Consider the following 25,668-nt stretch of genomic DNA (forward strand, 5'->3'; position numbering starts at 1 on the left):
GATTACCTAAGTTTTAAAAGGTTGTTTTTCCGTATTGGCGTGGACTTCAGAGGGTTCTTACTATATTTAGATAAGTTAACGAGAACTACACCAATTTGTTTGTTGTATACAATTTTGACAAAACAAATGAAAAGCTACATTTACATCTCTGAATCGAAATTAAAACATCTTTTTCAACAATTACCTGATAATTTTAAAGGGATAGATGCTGAGATTAAAGCCAAATTTTTAGTTATCGAAGCAGCTATTAAAACTGGAAACATTGAAAATACTACGATTTCAATGCTTGATGAAGTAACAAAATATTTAGAGAAAAAAACTCAAATTGGAACAATAGAATATCCTGGTGAATGGGTAAAAGAAAAAGTAATTGTAAGGCCAATAAAGTCTTCTTTAAATCCTAGTCTATTTGGATTGGTAGGAAAATTACCTGAAATAGAACATTATTTTCTGCTAGGAGGTTCGAAAAGAAACGTAATTGGAAATTTAGAAAGTGGAGAATACTCTACCGCAAATTCATATTGGCCGTACTTGGTTGAAGCAATAGTAGAGAGTTATGAAAATATAGAAAAAAATAGTGGACATCTAATGAATGACAAAAGGTATAAGATTAATCATTCGAATATAGCTGCTGGAGTTAATGGTTCCGAATTAGCTAGTACCATTAGAGATTTCTACAGGATGGTTACTTATCCAGAATTTGAAGTGGAATTTTTAGGTAAACATTTAGCAACAGAATATTTTCAAGACTGGAGTATGGAAGCATACAAAGAATTAGGAATTGAAAATCCGGATAAGAGCTCATTTTTCACGCCTCTATATGTACGATATTGCTAAAAAACCGTATACAACATTGTATAAAAATAATAGCAGTTTAACCGAAAAGTTAGTGTTTGTTAATACGCTACTATTCTTACACAAAGCCGTCGGCAATTAGAAAAACGAACCGTAACAATTTTAAGATAGAATCGTCTTTCTCATACAATCAATCAAAATCAATGATGCGAAGACTTATTCTAATTTCATTTCTATCACTTTTCACTTTACAATTAAATGCTCAAAACGAACATCAAATTCAAATCAATTCGTTATTAGATATCTGCCATAAACGAGACATATTTAATGGTAATGCTTTGGTAATCAAAAAGGATAAAATCATTTACAGAGCCGAAAAAGGCTTTGTAGATGGTAATAAAACAAAACTGTTGACTAAAAATTCGCTATTTGATATTGGCTCAATTTCTAAAGAATTCAATGCTGTTGGAATTATGATGCTTAAGGAGAAAGGACTACTTCAATTGGGTGATAAGCTGTCAAAATTTGGATTAGACCTGCCGGAATGGTCTAACAAAATCACCATTAAAAACCTATTACAATATACCAGTGGCCTGCCTTCAATAGATTGGAAAAACACACATAGCGACAGTGATATATACAACAGTTTAAAAAACCTAAAAGCACTAGAATTTGAACCAGGAACTGCTTACTCGTATAGCAATAACAATATATTTTTACAAAGGCGAATTATTGAAAAAGTAACAGGAAAAACATTTAATCAGTTTTTAGAACAAGATATTTTTAAACCATTAAAAATCAAAAATTCAATTATAGACCATCAATACAATAACCCTCTTTTTGTAAGAGCATTTAATAGTAACGGTGTAAATGATGAAAAGATGGAATTAAAGATGTCTGGTTCAGTATGTCCAACCATTGATGATCTAGCAACTTGGGTACATCATTTATTGTCAAATCAGTTAATCTCAAAAGAATCATTACACACACTTTTTGAAAGCTTCTCTAAGCAAAGTCAATCGGCTTTAGGCGAAGGTAAATTCACCGATAATGAGCTGAATAGTTATATACATCACGGTTCTTCCCTTAATTATGAATCCATTGTTTTTTCTGATTTAAAGGAACAAACAACGATAATTTTAATGACCAATAATAAGAGTTTAAAAATATACGAAATAGCCGAAGCGATTAGCCAAATCACTAAAAATGAAACCTATACCATTCCCCAAAAATCGGTGTATTTAACTATTCGTGAAAAAGCATATAAAAATGTTGATGATGGGATTGCGTATTACAAAAAATTAAAGCAATCGGATTTTGATACCTATAATTTTTCAAACCAATGGGAATTAGCCCGTTTGTCTTATAAATTGTTTGAGAAAAATAAAAATATACAGGCTATAAAAATACTCAAACTATTAGTATCTGAATTACCAAATAAATCAGAAGAAACACTTGAATATTTAGGCGCAAGAATTTTGAGTGAAAATCAGATTTACAAATCAATTTCCGTATACCAACTTTTAACAGAAAAGTTTCCGTCAGAAAAATCATATAATGGATTAGGGGAAGCGTATTACAACAACAAACAATATGATTTAGCAATGGAGAATTACAAAAAATCTTTAGAACTAAACCCAGAAAATGAAAATTCTAAAGCAATGATTGAGAAGATAAAAACGAAATAACTGACTACAACAAAGAACTGAGTAAAAAAAGTTCTTTTAGTTCAATTTCGAGGCGTGACTTTCATCATAGGGCTGGCCTTATTTTACAATGGCAAACGCTTGTTTCAATAGTCTGCTCAACATCGCAATCAATATCAGTTTCTTGCTTTTCATCTTTTGCCGTTGTCCATTCATAAATTTCCCTACACCATCATATCGCTCATGGTTTTCTTATATTTCAGTAAAATTTGCCACTAGCGCTCAAACCCGTACACTGCTTTGCAGCTGTCCTACGCCAGGTAAAGCTGTGTTCTCTATGTAAACCAAGATAACCAATGATAAAATTCTTTAGAAAATTTAGACAAAACTTACTTGTACAAAACAAGTTTAAAAAGTACTTGATTTATGCATTCGGGGAAATAACGCTGGTTGTCGTTGGAATTTTAATCGCATTGCAAATTAACAACTGGAATGAAAGGGAACAGTTGAAAAATACCGAGTTAAAAACACTAAAAAGTTTAAATGAGTCAATTAAAATCAATCTAGATGAGCTAAACCATATTCTTAATGCCCAAATAAATAGAAATAGAAGTCTGCAAGAAGTTCTATTTGTTGATGTATCGAACCGACCGCTTGTCTACCTAGATTCATTGATAACGGAAAATGTTGAAAACTACACATTTGATCCTTCCACGGGTATATACAATTCCATAATAAATTCAGGTAAAATTGAAATTATAACAAATGATTCTTTAAAGAATAGAATTTCGAAGCTTTATGATAGTGTATCGGATTACCAAGAAAGCGAAGACGAAATGACCGAGTTCACAAAGGTACACTTAGAGGAAAGTTTTATTGCTAATCTAAATATTAATCCAAAAGTTTTAGCCAAACTTAGGAAACGAACCGAAGAAGAAAAACAAAACGACAAAGCCCTTTATATAAAAACCTTTAACTCGCAAAAGCTTAAGAATATGTATATTTTACTTCTTAAGAAGATGGGTAAAGTTATCGCAAAAGGCCAGAATCTGGAGTCGGAATATCGGATTTTGATATCTGATTTGGAGAATGAAATCGAAAGAAAAGAATGATAAAGTACAGCAAGATGTAACCTTCCTTGTTTTTCGAGCAAATTAAACATCTATGAATTAGCCATACCTAAAGAGTCCACGATTTCTTGCCAAATGAATAATTTCAATAAATCGTTGAAATACGTATAGAAGTTAACCAAACAACAAACGAAACTATTAACTTAAGGGCTTCACGGTTAAATCACTTAATTGCAACAAATCAGAGATTTATGTAAAAGGCTTTAAACAATATTTATAGGTATTCGTTGAACACACCTGGGTACTTTTTTATTTGCTTATATACCGGTCAAGATAGTTCTGACAATGCCGCTAACCTCTACTAGGATTGGAAAAAATTGAAATACGAACGTTACAAAACGCAGACAAATCGAAATTTACAAGAATTGTCAAGAACAATAACATTTTGGGCAAAAATCACTTTCATAGGTTATGGGATAACCCCATCCCTAAAAACAAGTTTCAATTTTTTCTTGGTCACAGTACAGCAGTTATTCAAGGGAATGACTAAGTAGAAATACAATTATGCTGTAGCATGTAAAAGTCGACTACTCTCCCATAGCAGCAGCGACCGCAGCTGAAAGTCGTTTATATGTACCATTCTCAAGTCGCTCTCGAATCGCTGAAAAAGCGTCTAATGTTTCGGTAACATCTTGTAACGTGTGTGTAGCTGTGGGTATCATTCTCAATAAGATCAACCCTTTCGGTATTACCGGATAAACCACTATAGAACAGAATATTCCGTAATTTTCACGCAAATCTTTTACCAAGGCCATCGCTTCAGGGATACTTCCATTTAAATAGACCGGGGTCACGCAACTTGTAGTCGTACCGATATTAAAACCGCGCTCTTTAAGACCGTTCTGCAAAGCATTTACGTTCTCCCAAAGTTTGTTCTTTAACTCTGGCATCGTACGTAACATATCCAAACGCTTCAACGCCCCCTTTACATAGATCATGGGTAATGATTTAGCGAACATCTGCGAACGTAGATTATACTTTAGAAAATCAATGATTTCTTTATCGGCAGCCAAAAAAGCACCGATACCCGCCATTGATTTTGCGAACGTGGCAAAATAAACATCAATATCGTCTTGAACGCCTTGCTCCTCCCCTGCTCCAGCACCTGTTTTACCGAGGGTGCCAAAACCATGGGCATCATCTACCAAAAGCCTAAACTTGTATTTTTTCTTAAGGGCAACGATTTCTTTTAAGATACCCTGCTCCCCACGCATGCCAAAAACCCCTTCCGAAATTACAAGGATACCGCCTCCCGTTTCTTGGGCTAATTTTGTGGCACGCTCTAAGTTCTTTTCAAGACTTTCAACATTGTTATGCTTGAATGTAAAGCGTTTGCCAACGTGTAACCGCACACCATCTATGATACAGGCATGACAATCCACATCATAAACAATAATATCATCTTTTGCAACCAAGGCATCAATGGCCGACATGATTCCCTGATACCCAAAATTCAATAAGTAAGAGGATTCCTTGTTCACAAAAGCAGCCAATTCTTGTTCCAATTGTTCGTGGTAATCGGTATGGCCACTCATCATTCTAGCACCCATGGGGTAGGCAGAACCGTGCTCATATGCGGCGTCACCATCCACTTTCTTGATTTCAGGTAAATTTGCCAGGCCCAGATAGTCATTGACACTCCATGTGATGACTTCCTTACCTTGAAATTTCATTCTATTTGAAATCGGTCCTTCTAGTTTTGGGAACACAAAATAACCTTCAGCCTGCGATGCCCATTTCCCTAAAGGTCCCTTATTCTCAATAATCCTATCAAATAAATCTCTCATCTACCTAAAATATTTCAACTGCAAAAATATGTATTTTATTGATCCTTGCAATGATATGTTCACAAACAAAAAAGCAACGGACATAAAGCCGTTGCTTTTTCAATTAGTTATTCTTAATCCTTACTTCACGTACTGTATTTCTTTAGGGACTTCTGCATTTTTTGCATCAAAGAAGCCTTGGTTTTCCATCCACTCATCACTGTAGATCTTACTCATATATCGCGATCCGTGATCCGGGAATATGACGACCACATTACTATCTTTGGTAAATTCCCCTTCGGTATGGTACTGCATTACAGCCTGCATGGCCGCCCCACTGGTGTATCCAACGAACATACCCTCGGTATGGGCAATCTTTCTCGCCATATGGGCACTCTCGGCATCAGTAACTTTGATATAGCGGTCGATGGTGTTGAAATCAGTAGCCTTGGGAATCAAATTTTTACCCAAACCTTCGATGCGATAGGGATAAATTTCATCGTGATCAAACTCACCCGTTTCATGATATTTCTTTAAAACAGAACCATAGGCGTCTACCGCGAGTACTTTGATATCTGGATTCTGCTCTTTTAGAAAACGAGCTGTTCCTGAAATGGTACCACCAGTGCCACTACAGGCTATCAAATGGGTGATCTGGCCACCCGTTTGTTCCCATATCTCAGGGCCAGTGGTCTGATAGTGGGCCTCAATATTCAATGCGTTGAAATACTGGTTGATATAAATGGATCCCGGTGTCTCTTGATGTACCCGCTTGGCTACCTCATAATACGAGCGGGGATCATCCGCACTAACGTGGGCAGGGCATACATACACCTCTGCACCCATAGAACGTAACATATCAATCTTATCAGGTGAAGATTTTGAACTTACGGCCAAAATACATTTGTACCCTTTTACCATACTGGCCATCGCCAAACTAAAGCCCGTATTGCCAGAGGTAGTTTCTATAATGGTACTACCGGCTTTTAAAAGTCCTTTCTTTTCAGCTTGCTCAATAATATAAGTGGCTATTCTATCTTTCGCGGAATGACCAGGATTGAAACATTCCAATTTAGCATAAAAATTACCGGCCAAGGGCTCGACTATTTTGTTCAGTTTGATCAACGGTGTGTTGCCAACTAAATCTAAAATGCTATCGTAGGCTTTGATGGTATTATCCATAGTATAAGTTAGGTCTTGCAAAATAGTTTGCACTATTGTAAACAAGTGCAAAAATAATAATTTTAATTTTATGCGATTTTTCCTTCTAAATCAAGGATAAAGGCGTATTCCTTGGCAGTCTCCTTTAAGGCTTCAAAGCGTCCTGAAGCCCCTCCATGCCCTGCTTCCATATTGGTATCTAAAAACAATTGGTTGTCATCCGTTTTCAACTCCCGCAATTTGGCGACCCATTTAGCAGGCTCCCAATATTGCACCTGGGAATCATGTAGCCCTGTGGTCACCAACATATGAGGATACGCTTTTGCTTCGACATTATCGTAAGGCGAATATGATTTCATGTATTCATAGTAAATGCTATCATTCGGATTGCCCCATTCATCATACTCTCCTGTTGTCAATGGTATGGAATCATCTAACATCGTAGTAACCACATCGACAAAAGGCACCTGTGCCACTACCCCATTATAAAGTTCTGAAGCCATATTGATTACTGCGCCCATCAGCAAGCCCCCAGCGGATCCCCCCATGGCATACAAATGCTTGGCAGCCGTATATCCGTTTGCAATCAAATGTTTGGATACGTCGATAAAATCGGTAAAGGTATTTTTCTTCTGCAATAATTTTCCATTTTCATACCAGGGCCTACCTAAATATTCCCCACCCCTGATATGGGCTATGGCATACACAAAGCCCCTGTCCAACAAACTCAAACGTACTGTCGAAAAGTACGGGTCAATTGTTGAACCATAAGATCCATAGGCATATTGCAATAAAGGGGTCTCTCCGTTACGTTCGGTATTTTTATGATACACCAATGATACGGGTATCGCCGTACCGTCCTCCGCCTTTGCCCATATACGTTCTGAACGGTAATTTTCTTTTCGGAACGTTCCCCCCAATACCTCTTGCTCCTTTAAAATCCGTTTTTCCTTGGTCCGCATATTGAATTCGACAATAGCGTAAGGCGAAGTCATGGCATTATAGAAATACCGCACGATCTCAGTGTCAAAATCAATATTCGTAGTGGTTCCGGCCACATAGGTCTCACTTTGAAAAGGAAGGTAATAACTAGCGGTACCATCCCACCTGACCACTTTCATCTTATTGAGGCCCGTTTCACGCTCTGATAATAGGTAATAGTCCTTGAAAATATCGATATCCTCTAAAAGTACCTCTTTTCGATGAGCAATAAATTCTTGCCAATTATCATGGGTAGTATGACCCACGGTGGTACGCATCAATTTGAAATTGGTCGCACCATCTTTATTGGTCAATACGTAAAAATTATCTTGATAATGGAAAATCGAGTATTCCAAACCCCGTATTCGCGGTGAGAATAGTTTAAAATCACCGTCAGGTTCACTTGCGGGTAAAATCTGATATTCTGAGGTCAGGGTACTTACGGAGCCTATTACAATGTATTTTTTTGACTTGGTTTTATATACGAAGGTATTGAAAGTGTCATCCTTTTCATGAAATACAAGTTCGTCTTGATCGGTATGAGTGCCCAACACATGTCTATAGATTTTATCGGAACGAAGCGTGACCGGGTCTTTCTTAGTATAAAAAATCGTCTTATTGTCCGCGGCCCAAACCGAACTGCCTGTCGTGTTCTCAATTTTATCGGGATACAGCTCCCCGGTCCCCAGATTTTTAATTTGAATATCGTATTGGCGTCTTGAAACCGTATCCACCCCAAAGGCAGCCAGCGTGTTATCAGGACTTATGGCAGCACCGCGTAAATTAAAATAATCATGGCCTTTTGCCAGCTCATTACAGTCAAAGAGCATTTCTTCCTTTGCATCTAAACTACCGTTTTTTCGAGCATAAATAGGATACTCTTTACCCTTTTCAAATCGTGTAAGGTAAAAATAGCCGTTCATCTTGTAGGGAACCGAAGTGTCATCTTCTTTAATCCGTGATTTCATCTCTTTGAACAGCGATTCTTGAAAGGTCTTCGTATGCGCCGTACTTTGCCCGTAATACTCATTTTCCGCATTTAGATAATCGATGACCGCCTTATCTTCACGTTGGTTCAACCAGTAATAATCATCTATTCTACAATCACCATGGATTTCGAGTTTTTTGGATATTTTTTTTGCTTTCGGGGCTTTCAATGCCATAAGAATACGTTTGTTCTGTTCAATAGCTGACAAAAATAAGATAGAAAAGAGATACGGATGGCATCAAGGATGATATTTGATTCTTAGAATCTTGGAACGATTTCCTAAATTTGAAAACCAAAACTAAAAAACACGATTATGTTCGGAGATTTAATGGGTATGATGGGAAAATTGAAGGAGACCCAGACCAAAGTAGAGGAAACTAAAAAACGGCTAAGTACCGTAATCGTTGATGAGAGTTCTTCTGATGCGCTTTTGAAAATTAGCTTAACGGCGAATCGGGAAATCAAGTCCATTTCAATCGATGATACGCTTCTGGGCGATAAAGAACAGTTGGAAGATTATCTTATACTTACCTTGAACAAGGCTATTGAAAAAGCTACCGCCGTTAACGAAGCTGAACTGGCCGCAGTTGCCAAAGATGGTATGCCCAATATTCCGGGAATGGATTCCCTCTTTAAATAAACTGGAAAACATCGTACATGTTTTCTTGGGTTTCTTGTTTTTCGTATCTTATGGAGATGTCTCAAGAGAAGAAAATAGAAGTACTGAAAGATGATACCAACCACTACCGATTTCAGCTAAAGTCGAATACTGGAAACACCCTTTTTCAAAGTATCCCTTTTGACAAAGAAGGCGATATTCAAAAAACCGTAGGGCTACTCCATCAAGATATTCAAAGACACTTTCGTTTTGAGCGTAAGACCAATTATGCCGGAAAATTTCAATTTCATTTAAAAAACAACTCTGGGGAAACCATAGGTCAAAGCAACCCCTACACCTCGGAAGCAGGCATGGAAAACGGTATCAAAAACTTAATCAAAAGTATTACGGAAACTAAATGGCCTTAAGAATTCGTATGGTCTTTTCATGCATTTCACTGGTATAATCCAAATGGGTGACCATGCGCAACTTTCCTTGGCCCATGCCGATAATCGCAATTTGGTTTTCATTGAGTTTTGCGAGAAAATCATCTGTGCTAAGTTGCTTTTCGTCTATCTCGAAAATAATGATGTTGGTCTCGATTGGCTCCACTTTCTTAATGAAATCTAGGCTTTCGAGTACCGTTCCCAGTTCTTTTGCCTTTTGATGATCTTCTGTAAGACGTTCTATATGATGTTCTAACGCATAGATTGCCGCTGCCGCCAAAAATCCTGCTTGTCTCATGCCACCACCCAGCACTTTTCGAACCCGCAACGCATTATGGATCAATTCTTCATTACCTACCAAAACCGACCCTACTGGACACCCCAGGCCTTTACTCAGACAGACACTAATCGAATCAAAGCGTTCGCCATATTGCTTTGGCGATTCTTTCTTGGCGACCAAGGCATTCCACAACCGGGCACCATCCAAATGATATTTTAAACCGTGTTTTTTACAGACCGTAGCTATTTTCAGAAGTTCCTGAAAATCCCAACAAGCGCCCCCTCCCTTATTCGTCGTGTTTTCGATGCATACCAGTGAAGTCAAGGGGCTATGGTAAAAATCTGGAGGGTTTATTGCCGCTTCCACTTGCTCAGCGGTCATCATACCGCGATGACCGTTTACCAACTTGCAAGACACCCCGCTATTGAAACTGACCCCGCCCCCTTCATAATTAAAGACATGGGCATATTTATCACAGATCAATTGTTCCCCTGGTTGGGTATGCAGTTTAATGGCCGTTTGATTCGTCATGGTACCGCTAGGGAAATAGAGTGCGGCATCCATACCGAATAGCTCAGCCACTTTTGCCTCAAGTGCATTGATGGTAGGGTCATTTTTGAAGACATCATCCCCTACCTTCGCGTTCATCATAGCATTCAACATGCCTTTGGTAGGTCGCGTAACCGTATCACTGATCAGATTTATTTCCATCCCGAAAAACTCCTTCAAATCTTAATTAAAACAAGCCATGCCAATTGGGGATCCATCAGGGATCTTCGGAGCGTCAATCTTCTTCTTATACCCCTTAGGATTTTTGATAAAGCCCTCTACTTCCGTCTTCATCAAAATTGAAGTAGGGTCGGTGGCTTTTCCGCCAAGATAGGTCTTCAATCGCATCATCTCAAAAAGTACGGTCTCCGTTACTTGTGGAAAACTGTTATCATGACTTGCAACATACATCAATTCTTGAAGCACCTGCCAATTCACTATTTTTTGAATTTCACCCAAATACCCTTTTTGGGGCTTTGACTTAATGGTCGTCTCAATGACGGTATTTACCACATCTGAAAAACTTAGCTGTTTATCATCCAAAGCTTTTTGTTGCACCAACCTGTTCGCCCTTTCGTGATGGAACAATAACCCAAGGGTGCCATTACTGGCTGTCTCTGCCGCACCGAACGGATCAAAGGCCACCCCTGTTTTTCCTTTAAAGGATTCCCTGGTCTTTGAATAGCCTATGCTTCGTGGAGGAAAAAGGGATAGTTTTGATTTTGGTATGGCCAAGACCTCAGGGTTCAGGGTCTTCATCATAGATTTCAAGGCAGCTTTCTGAATTTCTTTGGGTATGGTAATTACCGAAAGCTGACCATCACCCTTAATTTTATAATTGTAATCCAAGCCACCTATAACCTTCGACACCGCTTCCATTTGATAACGGTGCAAAAAATACAAAGGCACGAAAACATCTTCCAAGACCGAATAGGGTTCGTTTGATCGTATGTTGTCAGGTGAAAAGTTATTGATGGCGATATCCCTGATTTTTAAAATAGCGTCCAGTTCCTCATTCGTGCTGGTACCATTATCCCATAGATGTGCCAAGGCATGCGCTCCGCCAATAGGTCTGGCATCTTGATCTGAGATATACCGCAATCCTTTCTGCTGGGCATTTTTCAAGATATCGTTCAATGCCTCTTTCTCATTGACCCCTTTCTCAAAGTCTGAATACGTGTAGGCCACCGTGACCTTGTCCCAAGCCCCAATGCCGGTATCATATGCGTTGGAGAAATCGATTTGATTTCCTTTAAGCTCAAACTGTGGATGTGGGTAATCCATCACGGAGGCCCTGCCATTCGTACTTGCTGCGAAGTTATGGGCAAAACCTAAGGTATGTCCGATTTCATGTGCGGAGAGCTGGCGAATTCGGGCAAGGGCCAAATCCAACATGGGTTGGTAATTATCGTCACGCTGAGCAAAGGGTTTGTTCATCAAGGCCTGCGCGATTAAAAAATCTTGACGAATGCGCAGACTTCCTAAACTAACATGACCTTTCATTATCTCACCGGTTCTAGGGTCCGTTATACTACTTCCATAGCTCCAGCCCCTAGTGGAACGGTGTACCCATTGTATCACATTATAGCGTACATCCATTGGGTCGGCATCATCGGGTAATATTTTTAACTGAAAGGCATCTTTATACCCAATGGCCTCAAAAGCTTGGTTCCACCATTTACCGCCATCTAAAAGCGCAGACCTAACCGGTTCAGGGGTACCATTGTCCAAATAATAAATTATGGGTTCCACTGCTTCGCTTACCGCGGCGGAGGGATCTTTTTTCTTCAAACGATGCCTAGTGACAAAACGTTTTAAAATAGGTTCTTGTACCGGGGTAGCGTAATCGTAGTACGAAAGTGGGTAAGAACCACAGCGAGGGTCAAATTCCCTTTTTTCATAATCATCATCAGGCAGTGCTATCAACGAATGATGTTGCGCCACCGTCACCAGGCTAGAGTTTGGGGCCACCGACCTGATGTACCCTCCTTTTGCATTACCCTTAAAGGTAAGCGTAATATCGAACTCCACATTTTCAGGGAAAGCTTTGGTCCTTTCAAAAGCAAAAGCACTTTTCGATTTATCCAAACTATACGAACCTTGATTCGTGCGTTGTAGGCGATTTGAAACACCATGGGCGTCGCGCATCAAGAAATCGGTAAAATCGATCAGATAGCTTCCTTTATTTTCCGCTTCAATCTTAAAGCCATGCAAAACCGACTTTGCAAAGGCCTGTTCTACCGATTTTCGTTCCAATTCGTTGTCCGTCAGCGCTCGAAATTTAAGATTTGGTTGCACCAAGAGTAGTTTCTGTCCCGCCTTTTTGAAAAATACGACTTGTTCATTGCCAAGTTGCCCGCGGTCCAATCCGATGTCATTACTTCCAATACCACTACTTAAAGAATACACATAGAGAAACTCCTTCTCCAATTCATCTACTTGAAGGTACATTTTGTCTTCGGCATCGTCATAGTAGAAATTAAAATGGCCATTGAACTTTTGAAAATCCTTGGTCATCTCAAAAGATTGGGTTCTCCCTAAAAGACCACAAAACATGAATACCATCAAAAGTGTATTGTTTTTCATAACGATATTGATTTGGTTTTAAAAATAGCTAAAATCAACTACTATCACTATTTGAATTGAACTTTCGTTCCATATTACAATTTTATTAATTTTTACACTTAAACATTGGCATATCTATAAATATTTCGCTCTTTTTTACTGAATCCACATGGTGGGTCATTGTTAAAATGTTATATTAAGAAAAACTAGTTATGGGTGTACGTCACGATAATTCACTGTTCAAATCTTACCTAAAAAAAGAGGGACTATTAGACGAGGTCTTTGACAACACCGGAGAAGCCAAGGCTATTTATCAAGAACTTTTTAGACTTTACGGAGCGCATTCCATCTCAGACTATGTCCATTTAAACAATAAAGCCAAAAATTCGTTTTTTAACCAAGGGATTACCTTTCAAGTTTACGGCGAGAACGAGGCGAAAGAAAAGATTTTTCCTTTTGATCTGTTCCCAAGGATCATAGATTCAAGTGAGTGGGAAATTATTGAATCGGGGTCTATTCAGCGTAGTAAGGCCCTTAATCTATTTTTATGGGATATCTATCATGAAAAGAGGATTATTAAGGACAACGTTGTTCCGCTGGACTTGTTAAGTTCTTCTTCAAATTACTTGCATCAAATGATGGGTGTTGACCCACCCAATGGCATATACAACCACATTTCAGGAATAGATATTGTCAAGCATTCAGACGGTAATTACTATGTTTTGGAAGATAATATAAGGTGCCCCTCGGGAGTAAGTTACGTGGTTTGCAACCGAACGGCGCTGAAAAGGGCCCTCTTTGGGGTTTTCAATCATTATCAAGCCCATACCGTGACCGATTATGCCGAAAATCTTTTGGATATTCTGGAGAGTGTAAAACCGAAAGGTGTCGACAACCCGACTTGTGTAGTGATCACCCCAGGAATGTTCAATTCAGCATATTACGAACATTCCTACCTAGCGAAGGCCATGGGAGTGGAACTTGTGGAAGGCCAAGATCTTTTCGTTGAAAATGATTTCGTTTATATGAAGACCATAAACGGTCCTGAAAGAGTCGATGTGATCTATAGACGTATTGATGACCTTTTTATTGATCCCCTAGAGTTTAAACCGGACTCCGCATTAGGGGTACCCGGCCTCTTTGCCGCCTATAGAAAAGGAAATGTTTGCTTGGCAAATGCCCCTGGCACAGGAGTTGCAGATGACAAGGCCATTTACACCTACATGCCCCAGATCATAAAATATTATTTAAACGAAGAGCCTATTTTGAATAATGTGCAAACCTATCATTGTTCAATACCTGACGAATTGAATTTTGTTCTTGAAAACATAGATAAATTGGTGGTCAAACCTGTTGATGAGGCGGGTGGTTATGGTATATCAATTGGCAACCGACTCACTAAATCAGAGATCAAGGCGGTTCAAAATCAAATTAAGGAAAATCCTAGAAAATATGTGGCCCAGCCTATTTTATCACTTTCCGTACATCCTACATACATTGACAAAAAAGAATCGTTCGAACAAAGGCACATCGACCTTCGAACGTTTACCCTTTTGGGCAAGGATAAAGAATTTGTCTTGAAGGGAGGCCTTACCAGAGTTGCCCTAAAAGAAGGTAATTTGGTGGTAAACTCTTCACAAGGTGGAGGTTCAAAAGATACATGGGTACTTAAAAAATAATTATGCTTTCAAGAGTAGCAAACAATCTTTTTTGGATGGGTAGGTATATTGAACGGTCAGAACACATCGCTCGCTACCTCAACGTCAACTATTTTTCATCCCTGGATGCCCCTAATGAAAAATCACAGTCAAGACAGTTTGTCTTGAAATCGATGTTGTTCATGCTAGGGGAACCCAGTGAAGATCATACCGTATTGAATGAAGAGAAGGTACTTTTTAACATCGGTTTGAACACTGATTCCTACTTTTCGATAATCAACAATGTAAAGGCTGCAAGGGAAAATGCCAATAGTGCCCGGGATTTGATATCAACTGAAATCTACGAAGCCATCAATAAGTTCTATCATTTTATCCTAAACTATGACAAAGAGGTTTTTGTCAAGAAGGGACTCTATGATTTTACCGTTAATGTCATAGAACAATGCATGATCTTAAGGGGCAAGATAAGGGCCACACTGCTTCATGACCAAGTATATGCCATTATCATGATGGGCATCAATATCGAAAGGGCCACCCAAATCATACGGATCATTAATGCCAAGTACCATGATGCCACCATTGCCAAGGGAAGTTATGGCGATACGGTAGCCAATAGCTTTGAATGGATAACGCTATTGAAATGCGCAGAGGCCTACGACATGATGCGTCGGTTTTATAAAAAAACGCCTACCAGTATCTCCACGTTGGAATTTTTGGTATTAAACGGGGATTGCCCCCGATCGGTGATGAACAGTTTGAATCAAATTTGTGACCATATCAATGTTTTGGACCGATCGAAACACCCTGCCAAAGACTCCACCGCATTTTTGGTCGGTAAATTAAGGGCGGAGTTCCAGTTTAAAAAAGTAGAGGAAATAGAAGAGGATATACAACGGTTCATCGAACAAATACTCCAGAAATTGTTTGGGATCAGCCAAAAAATGGAAGAGGAATTTTTTAAATTTTAGATATCTTCACTCAATTATCCAGCGATTCTAAATGCCACTAAAATACTCATTGACCTACAAGGCCGAGAATACGTATCAAGCTCCAATCACAAGGGCTTTTTGGCAGTTTTTAATACTGCCTGAAGCGAATGAAACGCAAGAATTGATCCAATGGCATTTCAGCAATGATTTGGATGAGTCCAGTGGGCTTTCCATAAATGGATTAGGTTTTTCCGTAATACGGGTACATTCAAGAAAAAAAATCTCAAAAATTTCTTTTACCGCCAAATTCATGCTTATCAAAAAAGAGGTAAATCCATTTAATTTTACAATTGACGATACCCCTTACGAAAAGCATAAAGTACTTCATAGTATCGACTTCAGGGCAGAACATGAGGTCTATTTAAGAAAAACAGTGTTTACATCGTTACCGAAGAAGCATGTTGGAATATATTCGTTTGACCGATCCGTATCCATATTCGAGAACTTGAAATTTTTAAACAGCTGGGTTTTCGAGCATCTTTATTTTCAAAGTGGAGTGACCGATGTCTATACGGACTTAGAGCAAATTATTGAAAACCGTCATGGTGTATGCCAAGATTTCACCCATCTTTTTTGCGCAGTATGTCGAGAACATGGTATTCCCGTACGTTATGTATCTGGTTACCTACATCAGGGAAATGGTTATTTTGGTGATTCGCAAATGCATGCGTGGGCAGAGGCCCATGTGCCCGAAATAGGTTGGGTAGGTTTTGATCCGACCAATAACATCTTGGCCAGCTTAAACCATATTAAGGTGGCCCACGGTAAAGACTACCAAGATTGCGCGCCCATCAAAGGTGTCGTCTATGGTACGGGTACGAATGAAACAAATCATTCCGTAGAGGTCTATGCCTCACAGCAATAAAGCATACCAAAAAGAAGTGTATTTTTGCCCCAAATAGTAATTATGGTAACGACAGATCAACATAAAGGTCTTATTGATCGCCTTGGTGCGTTAAGGAGGTATCTTTGACATTGATGCCAAGCTAATTGAAATAGAAAACGAGGAGGAGAAAACACTTGCCCCTGGTTTTTGGGATAATCCGCAAGAGGCACAACTACAGATGCAAGCCATCAAGTCGAAAAAAAGATGGGTGCAAGACTACAATTCGGCACAGACTTTGGTAAATGACCTAGAGGTATTGTTAGAGTTTCAGCAAGCCGGTGAGGTAAGTGAGGAAGAAGTGACCCAAAAATATGACCAAGCGGTGGAAATCATTGAAAACCTTGAATTTAGAAACATGCTTTCGGATGAAGGTGATGAGCTTACCGCAGTGCTTCAAATTACTGCAGGAGCCGGTGGTACCGAGAGCTGCGATTGGGCGGCAATGTTGATGCGAATGTATTTAATGTGGAGCGAAAAAAATGGTTTTAAGGTAAAAGAACTCAACTATCAAGAAGGAGATGTCGCTGGAATAAAAACGGTTACCCTAGAAATTGATGGAGAGTACGCTTTCGGCTGGTTAAAAGGCGAGAATGGCGTTCATCGTCTTGTACGTATTTCCCCTTTCGACAGTAATGCCAAAAGACATACCAGTTTCGCATCAGTCTATGTGTATCCTTTGGTGGACGATACCATCGAGATTGAGGTAAATCCTTCTGACATTGAAATTACCACCGCTAGATCAAGTGGTGCGGGTGGGCAGAATGTGAACAAAGTTGAAACCAAGGTACAATTGGTACATAAGCCTACGGGCATACAAATATCGTGTTCAGACTCTAGATCACAACATGACAATCGTGCCACTGCAATGAAAATGCTGAAATCACAATTATACGAAATTGAGCTTCGAAAGAAACAGGAAGCACGACAAGAAATAGAATCCTCAAAAATGAAAATAGAGTGGGGATCCCAGATTAGAAATTACGTGATGCATCCCTATAAATTGGTGAAAGATGTTCGAACTTCTCAAGAAACAGGTAATGTAGACGCCGTAATGGATGGGGATATCAATCAATTTTTAAAAGCGTTTTTGATGATGATGGGGCAAAAAGAAGCATAAAAGTTAAGCTATTCCTAATTTGTTTAACGTTTAATTGAATTTAACAAACAATTAACCAAGCTCTTTTAAACCTTGGTTTAATTTCGAAATCGAATAAAAAAATGAAAAAACAAGTCAAGTTTACCACGCTACTCCTCCTCCTCTTGGGTACCCAAATCATTTCGGCCCAGTTTCGTAACAACAATAGATTCGGCAGACAACAACGAACGGCAATCCCCCAAGCCCAGACACCACCACCTGAACCAGAAGCGAAAACCGCTGATGAGTTGGTTGATGAACAAATGCCGAAGATTACCGAGACCCTAGAATTGGATCCTTTTGAAGAAGCCGTGGTTCGCGCTACGTTGGTCAAATATGTTCAAAAACGTCTCGAACTTCAAATTTTAAAACTAGAGCCGAAAAAAATGAAGGAAGAGTATGATAAGCTGGCTGAACTACAGAAAGAAGAGTTACGGGCCGGTTTACCAGAAGATAAATATCTGGCATACATCGATTTAGAGGAAAGACGCTTTCAAGGCAAACGAAAAAAGAAAAAGAAGAAGAAGAAAAACAAAGAATAATGAAAAGACTGTTCCTGGTCGTGTTTTTATGCACGACCACCTTGTTATTAGCCCAAAGGCCACAAAATACTTCACCGATTAAAATCAAGGGAACAGTCATCGACAAAGACACCGGGCAACCTTTGGAATACGCGACCTTTATCTTGGAAAGTGTTCGTGATACCAAAAACATTACTGGTGGAATCACGGATTTGGATGGAAAATTTGAGGTTGAGGCCATGCCGGGCATGTACAATCTTTCGGTGGAGTACATTTCTTACACCACCTTTCAACAAGAACGACAGCTCATGCGCAATGATACCGATTTGGGTATTATTGGGCTTTCGATTGATGTTGCCCAACTAGATGAAGTGGCCGTCGTCGCAGAACGCACCACGGTAGAACTGCGTCTCGATAAAAAAATATATAATGTCGGCTCTGATTTGACCGTGAGTGGCGGCACCGTAAGTGATGTTTTAGACAATGTGCCCTCCGTTTCCGTTGATGTTGAAGGCAACGTGCAATTACGTGGCAATGATGACGTGCGTATTTTAATCAATGGCAAACCTTCTGCCATAACGGGATTGAACAGTACGGATGCACTCAGACAGTTACCGGCAGAGTCAATAGAAAAAGTTGAGGTCATCACATCGCCGTCGGCACGTTACGATGCAGAAGGTTCGGGCGGAATCATCAATATTATTTTGCGCAGAAGCAAGCTACAAGGGCTCAATGGTGCTTTAACCACTAATTTCGGGTACCCTACCCAAGCGGGAATCAATGGAAACCTCAATTATAGAATGGGCAACCTCAACATCTTTACGAATACGGGGTATAACTATCGTGAAAATCCCGGTAACTCCCTCAACGACACCGACTTTTTTGATGACATGGGTGTATTTACCAATGCGATTCGTGAGGAGCGTGACTTTGAACGAATTCGTAAGGGATTCAATATGAACCTAGGCGTGGAATGGTATGTTAACAAAACGGCATCCATAACACAATCCATTTTTATACGCGATTCTGATAATAGTAGCAATACCACCAACGATTTTACGCAGTTGAATGCTGACGGTGGTACTTCCTCGGGATTTCGGTTTGACCCTGAGACCGAAGATGATAAAACCTTTCAATACGCATTCAATTACGACAAGCAGTTCAATGGGGACTCCAACCATAAATTGACCTTCGCATTCCAATACGAGACAACCGATGAAGTAGAGGAATCCCTAATCATCCAGAACGGATTCGATAGCGAAAGTGTGCGGACCGCTGAAGATCAGCAACGTGTTTTCATGCAAACGGATTACGTGGTCCCCATCGGAAAAGCAGGACAGTTCGAAATAGGCTATCGAGGCGACTTCAACCAATTGGAAACCGATTATGACGTCGTTTTTATTGAACCCACACTAGATGAACTCGGCATCACGGACCCTAGCAACCTGCTTGATTATAGGGAGACCATAAATGCGGTCTATAGCCAATATGGTAGCAAAATAAAAAAATTCTCATTTTTGGGCGGTTTGCGATACGAAGCCACCCGATTGATCATCAACCAGCTTGAAACCAATGATTTTAACCGCAACAACTTTGATGGGTTCTTTCCTACGTTCAACCTAAATTATGAGGTGAATGAAAGAGAGAATTTTCAGTTGGGCTATAATAGGCGTATCAGAAGGCCAAGATCTCGATTTCTGAATCCATTTCCTTCAAGGTCGAGTCCTACAAACCTTTTTCAGGGTAACCCAAACTTGACGCCTTCCTTTTCAAATCAAGTCGACCTGGGGTATTTAAAACGTTTTGATAAGCTTACCATAAATAGTTCAGTGTACTTTCAAAGGGCTACCGACGTTATCACATTTATAACCGAAGATTCTGGAGAAACTACTTTTTTTGATGGGGAAGAAGTACGCATTATTAGAAGAACGCCTGTCAACCTAGCCCGCAATGATCGGTATGGCTTCGAATTCAACACGAATTATAGACCAACAAGAAAATGGAACATTAATGGTAATATCAACATATTCAACCTAATCACTAGGGGTGATTTTAATGGACAGAATTTTGACGCCGAAAATCTGAGTTGGTTCATTCGTTTGAACAATAAAGTAACGCTTCCTGGTAATGTCGATTGGCAAAGCCGTCTGTTTTATAGGGGCCCTACAGAAAATGCGCAAACCACGACCGAAGGAATCTTCTCTTTAAGCCTTGCTTTCAGCAAGGACCTATTTAAAGAGAAAGCCTCTTTGGCCTTTAATGTCAGTGATGTTTTCAATAGTAGGAAAAGAAGAAGCGAAACAATAACCCCTTCGTTTGTAAACAATAGTGAGTTTCAGTGGCGGGAACGTAGTTTCAATTTGACTTTTACGTACAGATTCAACCAAAAGAAGGATAGAAACGGTAATAGAAATCGTGATGATGATGGCGGTGGGGAAGAATATGGGGCATAAAACTAAAAAAGGAGCTTTAAAAGCTCCTTTTTTTATTCGTTTCGCGCAGCCCTTTTGGCTTCACGCCGTTCTTTCCACATTTCAAGTAAATTCCCCCCTAACCAGTAGGGAACGACAAAAGTCAATAAAAAAATCATCAACCAAAATCCAATGGTCAAGATGGTCAAAAATGCTAAAAATCCGAGATATTGGTCAAATTCTACCATGAAATCTTATTTTACACGACAAAGATACCCTGAAAAGGTCAGAAATTACAAATGAATTATGAAAAAATATTGGAAACCTTCAAAAATCAGAAATATAAAACCTTGAAACTTTAACTTTACACTAATAAATCGATACTATGGAATACCGGATAGAAAAAGATACCATGGGCGAGGTAAAAGTACCTTCAAATAAATATTGGGGAGCCCAAACAGAGCGTTCGCGTAATAATTTCAAAATTGGCCCGGCAGCCTCTATGCCGTTAGAGATTATATACGGCTTTGCTTATTTAAAAAAAGCGGCTGCGTATACCAATCACGAACTCGGGGTGTTGGCAAAGGAAAAAAGGGATTTGATTGCAACCGTCTGCGATGAAATCCTGGCTGGAAAACATGACCATCAGTTTCCTTTGGTGATTTGGCAAACGGGTTCAGGTACCCAAAGTAATATGAATGTAAATGAAGTCGTGGCCAATAGGGCGCATGAACTTGCCGGAAAAACTATTGGTGAAGGTGAAAAGACCATTCAACCCAACGACGATGTAAACAAATCACAATCTTCAAACGATACCTTCCCTACCGGAATGCATATCGCAGCGTATAAAAAAATTGTTGATGTGACCATTCCCGGCATTGAACAGCTTAGGGATACTTTGCTGGAAAAATCAGAAAAGTTCAAAGATGTCGTCAAAATAGGCCGTACCCATTTAATGGATGCCACCCCCCTAACCCTGGGCCAAGAGTTTTCGGGTTATGTCGCACAGTTAGACCATGGCTTGGCTGCCTTGAAAAACACCTTGCCACACTTAAGCCAACTAGCTCTTGGGGGTACTGCAGTGGGTACGGGATTGAACACACCGAAAGGCTATGACGTTTTAGTCGCAAAATACATAGCCGAATTTACCGGGCTACCATTTGTGACCGCAAAGAACAAATTTGAAGCCTTGGCCGCACATGACGCCATTGTTGAAAGTCACGGAGCTTTAAAACAATTGGCCGTCTCATTGAATAAGATTGCGAATGATATACGCATGATGGCCTCAGGGCCCCGTTCAGGTATTGGTGAGATCATTATCCCTGCCAACGAACCGGGCAGCTCCATAATGCCGGGCAAGGTAAACCCGACACAATGCGAAGCGATAACCATGGTATGTGCCCAAGTTATTGGCAATGACGTTGCCATATCGGTCGGGGGAACCCAGGGACACTATGAATTGAACGTATTCAAGCCGGTGATGGCTTCCAATATTTTGGCCTCTGCACAGCTTTTGGGTGATGCAAGTGTGAGTTTTGAAACCAATTGTGTAGCTGGTATTGAGCCTAATCATGAAACGATCAAAACATTATTGAACAACTCTTTGATGTTGGTCACCGCCTTGAATACCAAAATTGGCTATTATAAAGCTGCCGAAATTGCCAATACGGCACATAAAAATGGAACGACCTTAAAAGAAGAAGCTATTAATCTAGGGCATGTTACGGCCGAAGAATATGATGAATGGGTGAAACCGGAAGCTATGGTCGGTAGTTTGAAATAACGTTTTGAATTGTAAAACCATTGAAATAAAAATGGGCAATCCAAATCGGATTGCCCATTTTCGTTTTATAATATGGATAGTGTTCCCTACTTAAGTACGAACTTAGATGTTCCTAATAATTTTAAACCATCGTCATAAACATTGACCATATAATTTCCTTTCTGGAAGTTGTCGGCAGGTTTATTGATATAATCACATACATCTAAAGAACTATTCTCATAATAGAAGCTAGTACCCTTAGTGTACGAAATAGAACCACCATTTTCATTGGTCATGGTAAGCCCTTCACCCAACGTGTTGCCTTGTGGGTCTAAAACCTCGATAAAGAATTCCCTATCACCGGCTTGTGCGATTTGATTGGAAGCAACGGTAAAGCAAACCTTGAATTTATCGGTAGCCTTAGCCCTTGAAGTAGAAACCAATTTACCACTATTCCTTTCTTTTACGGCATCAATACTTTGACTTGAAAGATTCAAGGCAGATCCCCTCTCAACGGCATCGGCCAACTGCGTATTCGACACCACTAAAGAATCATTAAAAACGGTCTGCTTCTCCAACTCGACAAAAGTACTATCACGTTGCATCGCCAATAAAGAGTTTGACTGTGTCAAAGAATCTACTTGTTTCAACAATTCTTCACGCTCAGCTTTTAAAACACTTACTTGCCTTCTATATCTCGATAAAGAAGCGATATCCGCTTTCATACCTTGAACGGAATCAATGTACTTTGCGATATTATCACGCGCTGCAACCAATTCTTCATTGGTAGCGTTACTTTCCAAAATCGCTTTATCATACTCTGACTTTAAGCTGTTTAAATCCTCAACTACCAATTCTTTCTCTTGCGTAAGCGCATCTGTTGTTTTTTTCTTGTCTTGGTAAAGACTAACGGTATAAATAATAGTGCCTAAAAGAATAACGCCTAAAAGGCCTGCTATAACTTTTAACCCGTTGTTACTTTTTGTCTCTGTCATAATTTTAAATTTTAATAAACTCTTCTTTTAAAAAGTTTTTTTAAGTATTATGGTATATCTACGTTACGGTTTTCATTTTAGATGTTTTAGCACTTTCAATTTTGTGAAATATATAGGTAAGCCTAATAAATACTTAACTTTAAGACAAAAAATTTTTTTTCCATGAAATCGTATTCCCTATTTATAATACTCGCTGTATCCTTATTGATGGCATGTAAAAATCGAAAAACGAATTCAGCAGAAATAGTAGCGTCAAAAACTGAATACCCTGAATTACGGATTGTCCCGATTGAACATGCCACTGCGGTCTTAACATGGGGTGATATCACCATTTATATTGATCCCGTTGGTGGAAAAGAAGCCTTTGATGGTCATAAGGAACCCGATCTCATATTAATCACGGACATACATGGTGATCATTTCAGCCTAGAAACATTAGAAGCCCTAAACACGCAGAAAGCCAAAATTATAGTACCGCAAGCCGTTGCCAACAAAATACCCGAAAAATTCACTCCCCAATTGGATGTGTTGGACAATGGTGATCGTAAAACGCGTTTTGGAATCAAGGTTGAAGCTATACCAATGTATAATCTGCGGGACGAAGCTTTGCAATTCCATACCAAAGGACGAGGCAATGGTTATGTCTTAAATTTGGGTGATGAACGCATCTATTTTTCTGGAGATACGGAGGATGTTCCAGAAATGAGGGCATTGGAAAATATTGACAAGGCTTTTATTTGCATGAATTTACCGTATACAATGACCGTAGAAAGTGCTGCCGATGCCGTTTTGGAATTTCAACCTGCACAAGTATATCCCTATCATTACAGGGGAAGACCAGACGTGAGTGATGTGAAGAAATTTCAAGAAATAGTACATCGTACGAACCCTGACATTAAAGTGGTACAGCTGGACTGGTATCCGAAAATGGATTATTAGCGAAGACCTGTAACAATGCTACAATAATTAGGTCTTACTAAAAACAATGATTTTTGATTAACTTAAAAACAACGCAATGAAATTAATTTCCAAATGGTTTTTTCTTTCCACTGTAGCAGTGTTACTGATGAGCTGCAATGAGAAAAAAGAAACAAAAGAAGAAGTAGCTGAGTTTAAGGTTCCGGTAGAATATTATAAACTGGACAATGGGCTTAAAGTCATCTTATCTCAAGACAAAACTTCACCGACTGCTATTATCGCCGCCTATTATAATATAGGATTTCGAATTGAACCCAAAGACCGCACCGGTTTTGCCCATTTGTTTGAACATATGATGTTTCAAGGTTCTGAAAATCTCGGAAAAATGGAATTCATAAAATTAGTTCAAAAAAACGGTGGGGTACTAAATGGTTCCACACGATTTGATTTCACCAATTACTTCGAAATTGTGCCTTCCCACAAACTGGAAACCATGTTATGGGCAGAAGCTGATAGAATGAGGGGTTTGTCGATTACACAAGACAATTTAACGAACCAACAGGGTGTGGTGAAGAATGAGGTCAAGGTAAACGTACTCAACCAACCCTATGGAGGGTTCCCATGGTTGGACATGCCCCAGTATGCAAACGAAAATTGGTACAACGCCCATAATTTTTATGGAGACCTCGAAGATTTGGATGCAGCAAAATTAGAGGATGTTGCGAGCTTCTTTAAAACGTATTATGCACCCAATAATGCAGCCTTATCGGTAGTCGGGGATTTTGAAATTGAGGAAGCAAAAGCCTGGATAGAAAAATACTTTGGGGACATACCCTCAGCCGAATTACCCGAACAACCTGACATTTCAGAACCTAAACAGACTGCGCAAAAAGAGTTTGTAAAAGTTGATTCCTTGGCAAATAAACCCGCAATCGCATTGGCCTATCATATGCCAGAACGAAATACTGAAGCATATTATGCCATGGGCCTCTTAGATCAAATTTTGGTCCAAGGTGATAATGGGCTTTTAGTGCAAAAACTAGAAAAGGAAAAAGGGTTCTCTTCAAATGTGGGAGGCGGAATCAATTATCTCGGAAATATGTTCAATTACAAAGGCCCCATGCTTTGGATGTATAACCTGACTTATGACGAGAAATCACAAAGGGAAGAGATCCTTACTTCAATTTCAGAAGTGATGACCGATTTAAAAACCAATATTGATCAAGAGATGATTGACAAAGCGATTGTGAAGCTAAGGTCACAACTTTATGACAATATCGGAGGTACATTTGGCCTTGGAAGAGCTGATTTACTATGCAGTTTTGCGCTCTTTGATGACAATCCACAACGCATCAATACCCTTGAGGACGAGTTCAAAAAAATAACCCCTAAAATTATGAAGCGTACCATAGACGAATACTTGGTCGATTCTAACAGAACAATACTAACTGTTGAGGCCGTATTGGCCAACAACGAAAAACAATAAGG

At 39.5% G+C, this 25,668-nt stretch carries 21 protein-coding genes; 14 read left to right on the forward strand and 7 right to left on the reverse strand.

Features of this window, described 5'->3' with window-relative positions:
• Positions 1-126: 126 nt before the first annotated feature.
• The 3 genes from AACM45_RS03795 to AACM45_RS03805 all read left to right on the forward strand — a co-directional run bounded on the left by AACM45_RS03795 (position 127) and on the right by AACM45_RS03805 (position 3,553).
• Positions 127-837 (forward strand): DUF7019 family protein, encoded by a 711-nt coding sequence (locus AACM45_RS03795; protein WP_339140872.1) that lies wholly within the window; start codon positions 127-129, stop codon positions 835-837.
• A gap of 161 nt (positions 838-998) precedes the next feature.
• Entirely contained in the window at positions 999-2,483 is a 1,485-nt protein-coding gene (locus tag AACM45_RS03800) for a serine hydrolase (protein ID WP_339140873.1), read from the forward strand.
• A gap of 314 nt (positions 2,484-2,797) precedes the next feature.
• A complete protein-coding gene (locus AACM45_RS03805) occupies positions 2,798-3,553 on the forward strand; it encodes a DUF6090 family protein (protein ID WP_339140875.1) in 756 nt (251 codons plus the stop codon).
• A 545-nt stretch (positions 3,554-4,098) separates the two neighbouring features.
• Here AACM45_RS03805 and AACM45_RS03810 read toward each other — a convergent pair.
• The 3 genes from AACM45_RS03810 to AACM45_RS03820 all read right to left on the reverse strand — a co-directional run bounded on the left by AACM45_RS03810 (position 4,099) and on the right by AACM45_RS03820 (position 8,642).
• The gene (locus tag AACM45_RS03810; RefSeq protein ID WP_339140877.1) at positions 4,099-5,358 is read right to left on the reverse strand and encodes an aminotransferase class I/II-fold pyridoxal phosphate-dependent enzyme; all 1,260 of its coding nucleotides are present in this window, start codon (positions 5,356-5,358) and stop codon (positions 4,099-4,101) included.
• A gap of 120 nt (positions 5,359-5,478) precedes the next feature.
• The gene (locus tag AACM45_RS03815) at positions 5,479-6,519 is read right to left on the reverse strand and encodes a PLP-dependent cysteine synthase family protein (RefSeq protein WP_339140878.1); all 1,041 of its coding nucleotides are present in this window, start codon (positions 6,517-6,519) and stop codon (positions 5,479-5,481) included.
• Between the two features lie 68 nt (positions 6,520-6,587).
• A complete protein-coding gene (locus tag AACM45_RS03820; protein ID WP_339140879.1) occupies positions 6,588-8,642 on the reverse strand; it encodes a S9 family peptidase in 2,055 nt (684 codons plus the stop codon).
• Positions 8,643-8,780: 138 nt separating this feature from the next.
• Between AACM45_RS03820 and AACM45_RS03825 the strand changes: the two genes are divergently transcribed.
• Together AACM45_RS03825 and AACM45_RS03830 are read left to right on the forward strand one after the other, a co-directional pair.
• Entirely contained in the window at positions 8,781-9,107 is a 327-nt protein-coding gene (locus AACM45_RS03825) for a YbaB/EbfC family nucleoid-associated protein (RefSeq protein ID WP_339140880.1), read from the forward strand.
• A gap of 17 nt (positions 9,108-9,124) precedes the next feature.
• Positions 9,125-9,493 (forward strand): YegP family protein, encoded by a 369-nt coding sequence (locus AACM45_RS03830; RefSeq protein ID WP_339140882.1) that lies wholly within the window; start codon positions 9,125-9,127, stop codon positions 9,491-9,493.
• Here the strand turns inward: AACM45_RS03830 and AACM45_RS03835 are convergent.
• Positions 9,480-10,502 (reverse strand): threonine aldolase family protein, encoded by a 1,023-nt coding sequence (locus AACM45_RS03835; protein ID WP_339140884.1) that lies wholly within the window; start codon positions 10,500-10,502, stop codon positions 9,480-9,482. The genes AACM45_RS03830 and AACM45_RS03835 overlap by 14 nt on opposite strands.
• 21 nt (positions 10,503-10,523) lie before the next feature.
• Positions 10,524-12,926, reverse strand: coding sequence for a zinc-dependent metalloprotease (locus tag AACM45_RS03840; RefSeq protein WP_339140885.1), 2,403 nt, complete (start codon positions 12,924-12,926; stop codon positions 10,524-10,526).
• A 191-nt stretch (positions 12,927-13,117) separates the two neighbouring features.
• On the opposite strand from AACM45_RS03840, the gene AACM45_RS03845 reads away from it, so the two are divergent.
• The 6 genes from AACM45_RS03845 (at position 13,118) to AACM45_RS03870 (ending at position 20,547) form a co-directional block, all read left to right on the forward strand.
• Positions 13,118-14,584 carry a circularly permuted type 2 ATP-grasp protein gene (locus AACM45_RS03845; protein ID WP_339140886.1) on the forward strand — a complete coding sequence of 489 codons (1,467 nt, stop codon included), beginning with the start codon at positions 13,118-13,120 and terminating at the stop codon, positions 14,582-14,584.
• Positions 14,585-14,586: 2 nt separating this feature from the next.
• The gene (locus AACM45_RS03850) at positions 14,587-15,531 is read left to right on the forward strand and encodes an alpha-E domain-containing protein (protein ID WP_339140887.1); all 945 of its coding nucleotides are present in this window, start codon (positions 14,587-14,589) and stop codon (positions 15,529-15,531) included.
• 31 nt (positions 15,532-15,562) lie between these two features.
• A complete protein-coding gene (locus AACM45_RS03855; RefSeq protein ID WP_339140889.1) occupies positions 15,563-16,417 on the forward strand; it encodes a transglutaminase-like domain-containing protein in 855 nt (284 codons plus the stop codon).
• Positions 16,418-16,459: 42 nt separating this feature from the next.
• Positions 16,460-17,555 (forward strand): peptide chain release factor 2 gene (gene prfB / locus AACM45_RS03860; protein ID WP_339140891.1). Its coding sequence is split into 2 segments (ribosomal slippage): positions 16,460-16,522 and positions 16,524-17,555, totalling 1,095 coding nucleotides; the frame shifts between segments, so codons are not numbered across the junction.
• 101 nt (positions 17,556-17,656) lie between these two features.
• A complete protein-coding gene (locus AACM45_RS03865; RefSeq protein WP_339140892.1) occupies positions 17,657-18,115 on the forward strand; it encodes a hypothetical protein in 459 nt (152 codons plus the stop codon).
• The gene (locus AACM45_RS03870; RefSeq protein WP_339140893.1) at positions 18,115-20,547 is read left to right on the forward strand and encodes a TonB-dependent receptor domain-containing protein; all 2,433 of its coding nucleotides are present in this window, start codon (positions 18,115-18,117) and stop codon (positions 20,545-20,547) included. Before AACM45_RS03865 ends, AACM45_RS03870 begins: the two co-directional genes overlap by 1 nt.
• A 32-nt stretch (positions 20,548-20,579) precedes the next feature.
• Here the strand turns inward: AACM45_RS03870 and AACM45_RS03875 are convergent, their stop codons facing one another.
• Positions 20,580-20,753, reverse strand: a complete 174-nt coding sequence (locus AACM45_RS03875) for a hypothetical protein (RefSeq protein WP_311351023.1) — start codon at positions 20,751-20,753, stop codon at positions 20,580-20,582.
• Positions 20,754-20,890: 137 nt separating this feature from the next.
• Between AACM45_RS03875 and fumC the strand changes: the two genes are divergently transcribed.
• Positions 20,891-22,288: a class II fumarate hydratase gene (fumC, locus tag AACM45_RS03880; RefSeq protein WP_339140894.1), complete on the forward strand. Its 1,398-nt coding sequence runs from the start codon at positions 20,891-20,893 to the stop codon at positions 22,286-22,288.
• A gap of 86 nt (positions 22,289-22,374) precedes the next feature.
• Here fumC and AACM45_RS03885 read toward each other — a convergent pair whose 3' ends face one another.
• A complete protein-coding gene (locus AACM45_RS03885) occupies positions 22,375-23,262 on the reverse strand; it encodes a hypothetical protein (RefSeq protein WP_339140896.1) in 888 nt (295 codons plus the stop codon).
• A gap of 162 nt (positions 23,263-23,424) precedes the next feature.
• Here AACM45_RS03885 and AACM45_RS03890 point away from each other — a divergent pair, with 162 nt between their 5' ends.
• Complete coding sequence (locus AACM45_RS03890; RefSeq protein ID WP_339140898.1) at positions 23,425-24,201, forward strand: MBL fold metallo-hydrolase; 777 nt, start codon at positions 23,425-23,427, stop codon at positions 24,199-24,201.
• Positions 24,202-24,277: 76 nt separating this feature from the next.
• The gene (locus AACM45_RS03895) at positions 24,278-25,666 is read left to right on the forward strand and encodes a M16 family metallopeptidase (protein ID WP_339140899.1); all 1,389 of its coding nucleotides are present in this window, start codon (positions 24,278-24,280) and stop codon (positions 25,664-25,666) included.
• Positions 25,667-25,668 lie beyond the last annotated feature (2 nt).

The sequence above is a fragment of the Croceitalea sp. MTPC5 genome, from assembly GCF_036985505.1.
In the GTDB taxonomy this organism is placed as follows: Bacteria; Bacteroidota; Bacteroidia; order Flavobacteriales; family Flavobacteriaceae; genus Croceitalea.

Excerpts from the sequence above, each read along its gene's own strand:
- AACM45_RS03795 (WP_339140872.1), top strand. The coding sequence starts at position 127 with ATGAAAAGCTACATTTACATCTCTGAATCGAAATTAAAACATCTTTTT.
- AACM45_RS03800 (WP_339140873.1), top strand. The coding sequence starts at position 999 with ATGATGCGAAGACTTATTCTAATTTCATTTCTATCACTTTTCACTTTA.
- AACM45_RS03805 (WP_339140875.1), top strand. The coding sequence starts at position 2,798 with ATGATAAAATTCTTTAGAAAATTTAGACAAAACTTACTTGTACAAAAC.
- AACM45_RS03810 (WP_339140877.1), bottom strand. The coding sequence starts at position 5,358 with ATGAGAGATTTATTTGATAGGATTATTGAGAATAAGGGACCTTTAGGG.
- AACM45_RS03815 (WP_339140878.1), bottom strand. The coding sequence starts at position 6,519 with ATGGATAATACCATCAAAGCCTACGATAGCATTTTAGATTTAGTTGGC.
- AACM45_RS03820 (WP_339140879.1), bottom strand. The coding sequence starts at position 8,642 with ATGGCATTGAAAGCCCCGAAAGCAAAAAAAATATCCAAAAAACTCGAA.
- AACM45_RS03825 (WP_339140880.1), top strand. The coding sequence starts at position 8,781 with ATGTTCGGAGATTTAATGGGTATGATGGGAAAATTGAAGGAGACCCAG.
- AACM45_RS03830 (WP_339140882.1), top strand. The coding sequence starts at position 9,125 with ATGTTTTCTTGGGTTTCTTGTTTTTCGTATCTTATGGAGATGTCTCAA.
- AACM45_RS03835 (WP_339140884.1), bottom strand. The coding sequence starts at position 10,502 with ATGGAAATAAATCTGATCAGTGATACGGTTACGCGACCTACCAAAGGC.
- AACM45_RS03840 (WP_339140885.1), bottom strand. The coding sequence starts at position 12,926 with ATGAAAAACAATACACTTTTGATGGTATTCATGTTTTGTGGTCTTTTA.
- AACM45_RS03845 (WP_339140886.1), top strand. The coding sequence starts at position 13,118 with ATGGGTGTACGTCACGATAATTCACTGTTCAAATCTTACCTAAAAAAA.
- AACM45_RS03850 (WP_339140887.1), top strand. The coding sequence starts at position 14,587 with ATGCTTTCAAGAGTAGCAAACAATCTTTTTTGGATGGGTAGGTATATT.
- AACM45_RS03855 (WP_339140889.1), top strand. The coding sequence starts at position 15,563 with ATGCCACTAAAATACTCATTGACCTACAAGGCCGAGAATACGTATCAA.
- AACM45_RS03865 (WP_339140892.1), top strand. The coding sequence starts at position 17,657 with ATGAAAAAACAAGTCAAGTTTACCACGCTACTCCTCCTCCTCTTGGGT.
- AACM45_RS03870 (WP_339140893.1), top strand. The coding sequence starts at position 18,115 with ATGAAAAGACTGTTCCTGGTCGTGTTTTTATGCACGACCACCTTGTTA.
- AACM45_RS03875 (WP_311351023.1), bottom strand. The coding sequence starts at position 20,753 with ATGGTAGAATTTGACCAATATCTCGGATTTTTAGCATTTTTGACCATC.
- fumC (WP_339140894.1), top strand. The coding sequence starts at position 20,891 with ATGGAATACCGGATAGAAAAAGATACCATGGGCGAGGTAAAAGTACCT.
- AACM45_RS03885 (WP_339140896.1), bottom strand. The coding sequence starts at position 23,262 with ATGACAGAGACAAAAAGTAACAACGGGTTAAAAGTTATAGCAGGCCTT.
- AACM45_RS03890 (WP_339140898.1), top strand. The coding sequence starts at position 23,425 with ATGAAATCGTATTCCCTATTTATAATACTCGCTGTATCCTTATTGATG.
- AACM45_RS03895 (WP_339140899.1), top strand. The coding sequence starts at position 24,278 with ATGAAATTAATTTCCAAATGGTTTTTTCTTTCCACTGTAGCAGTGTTA.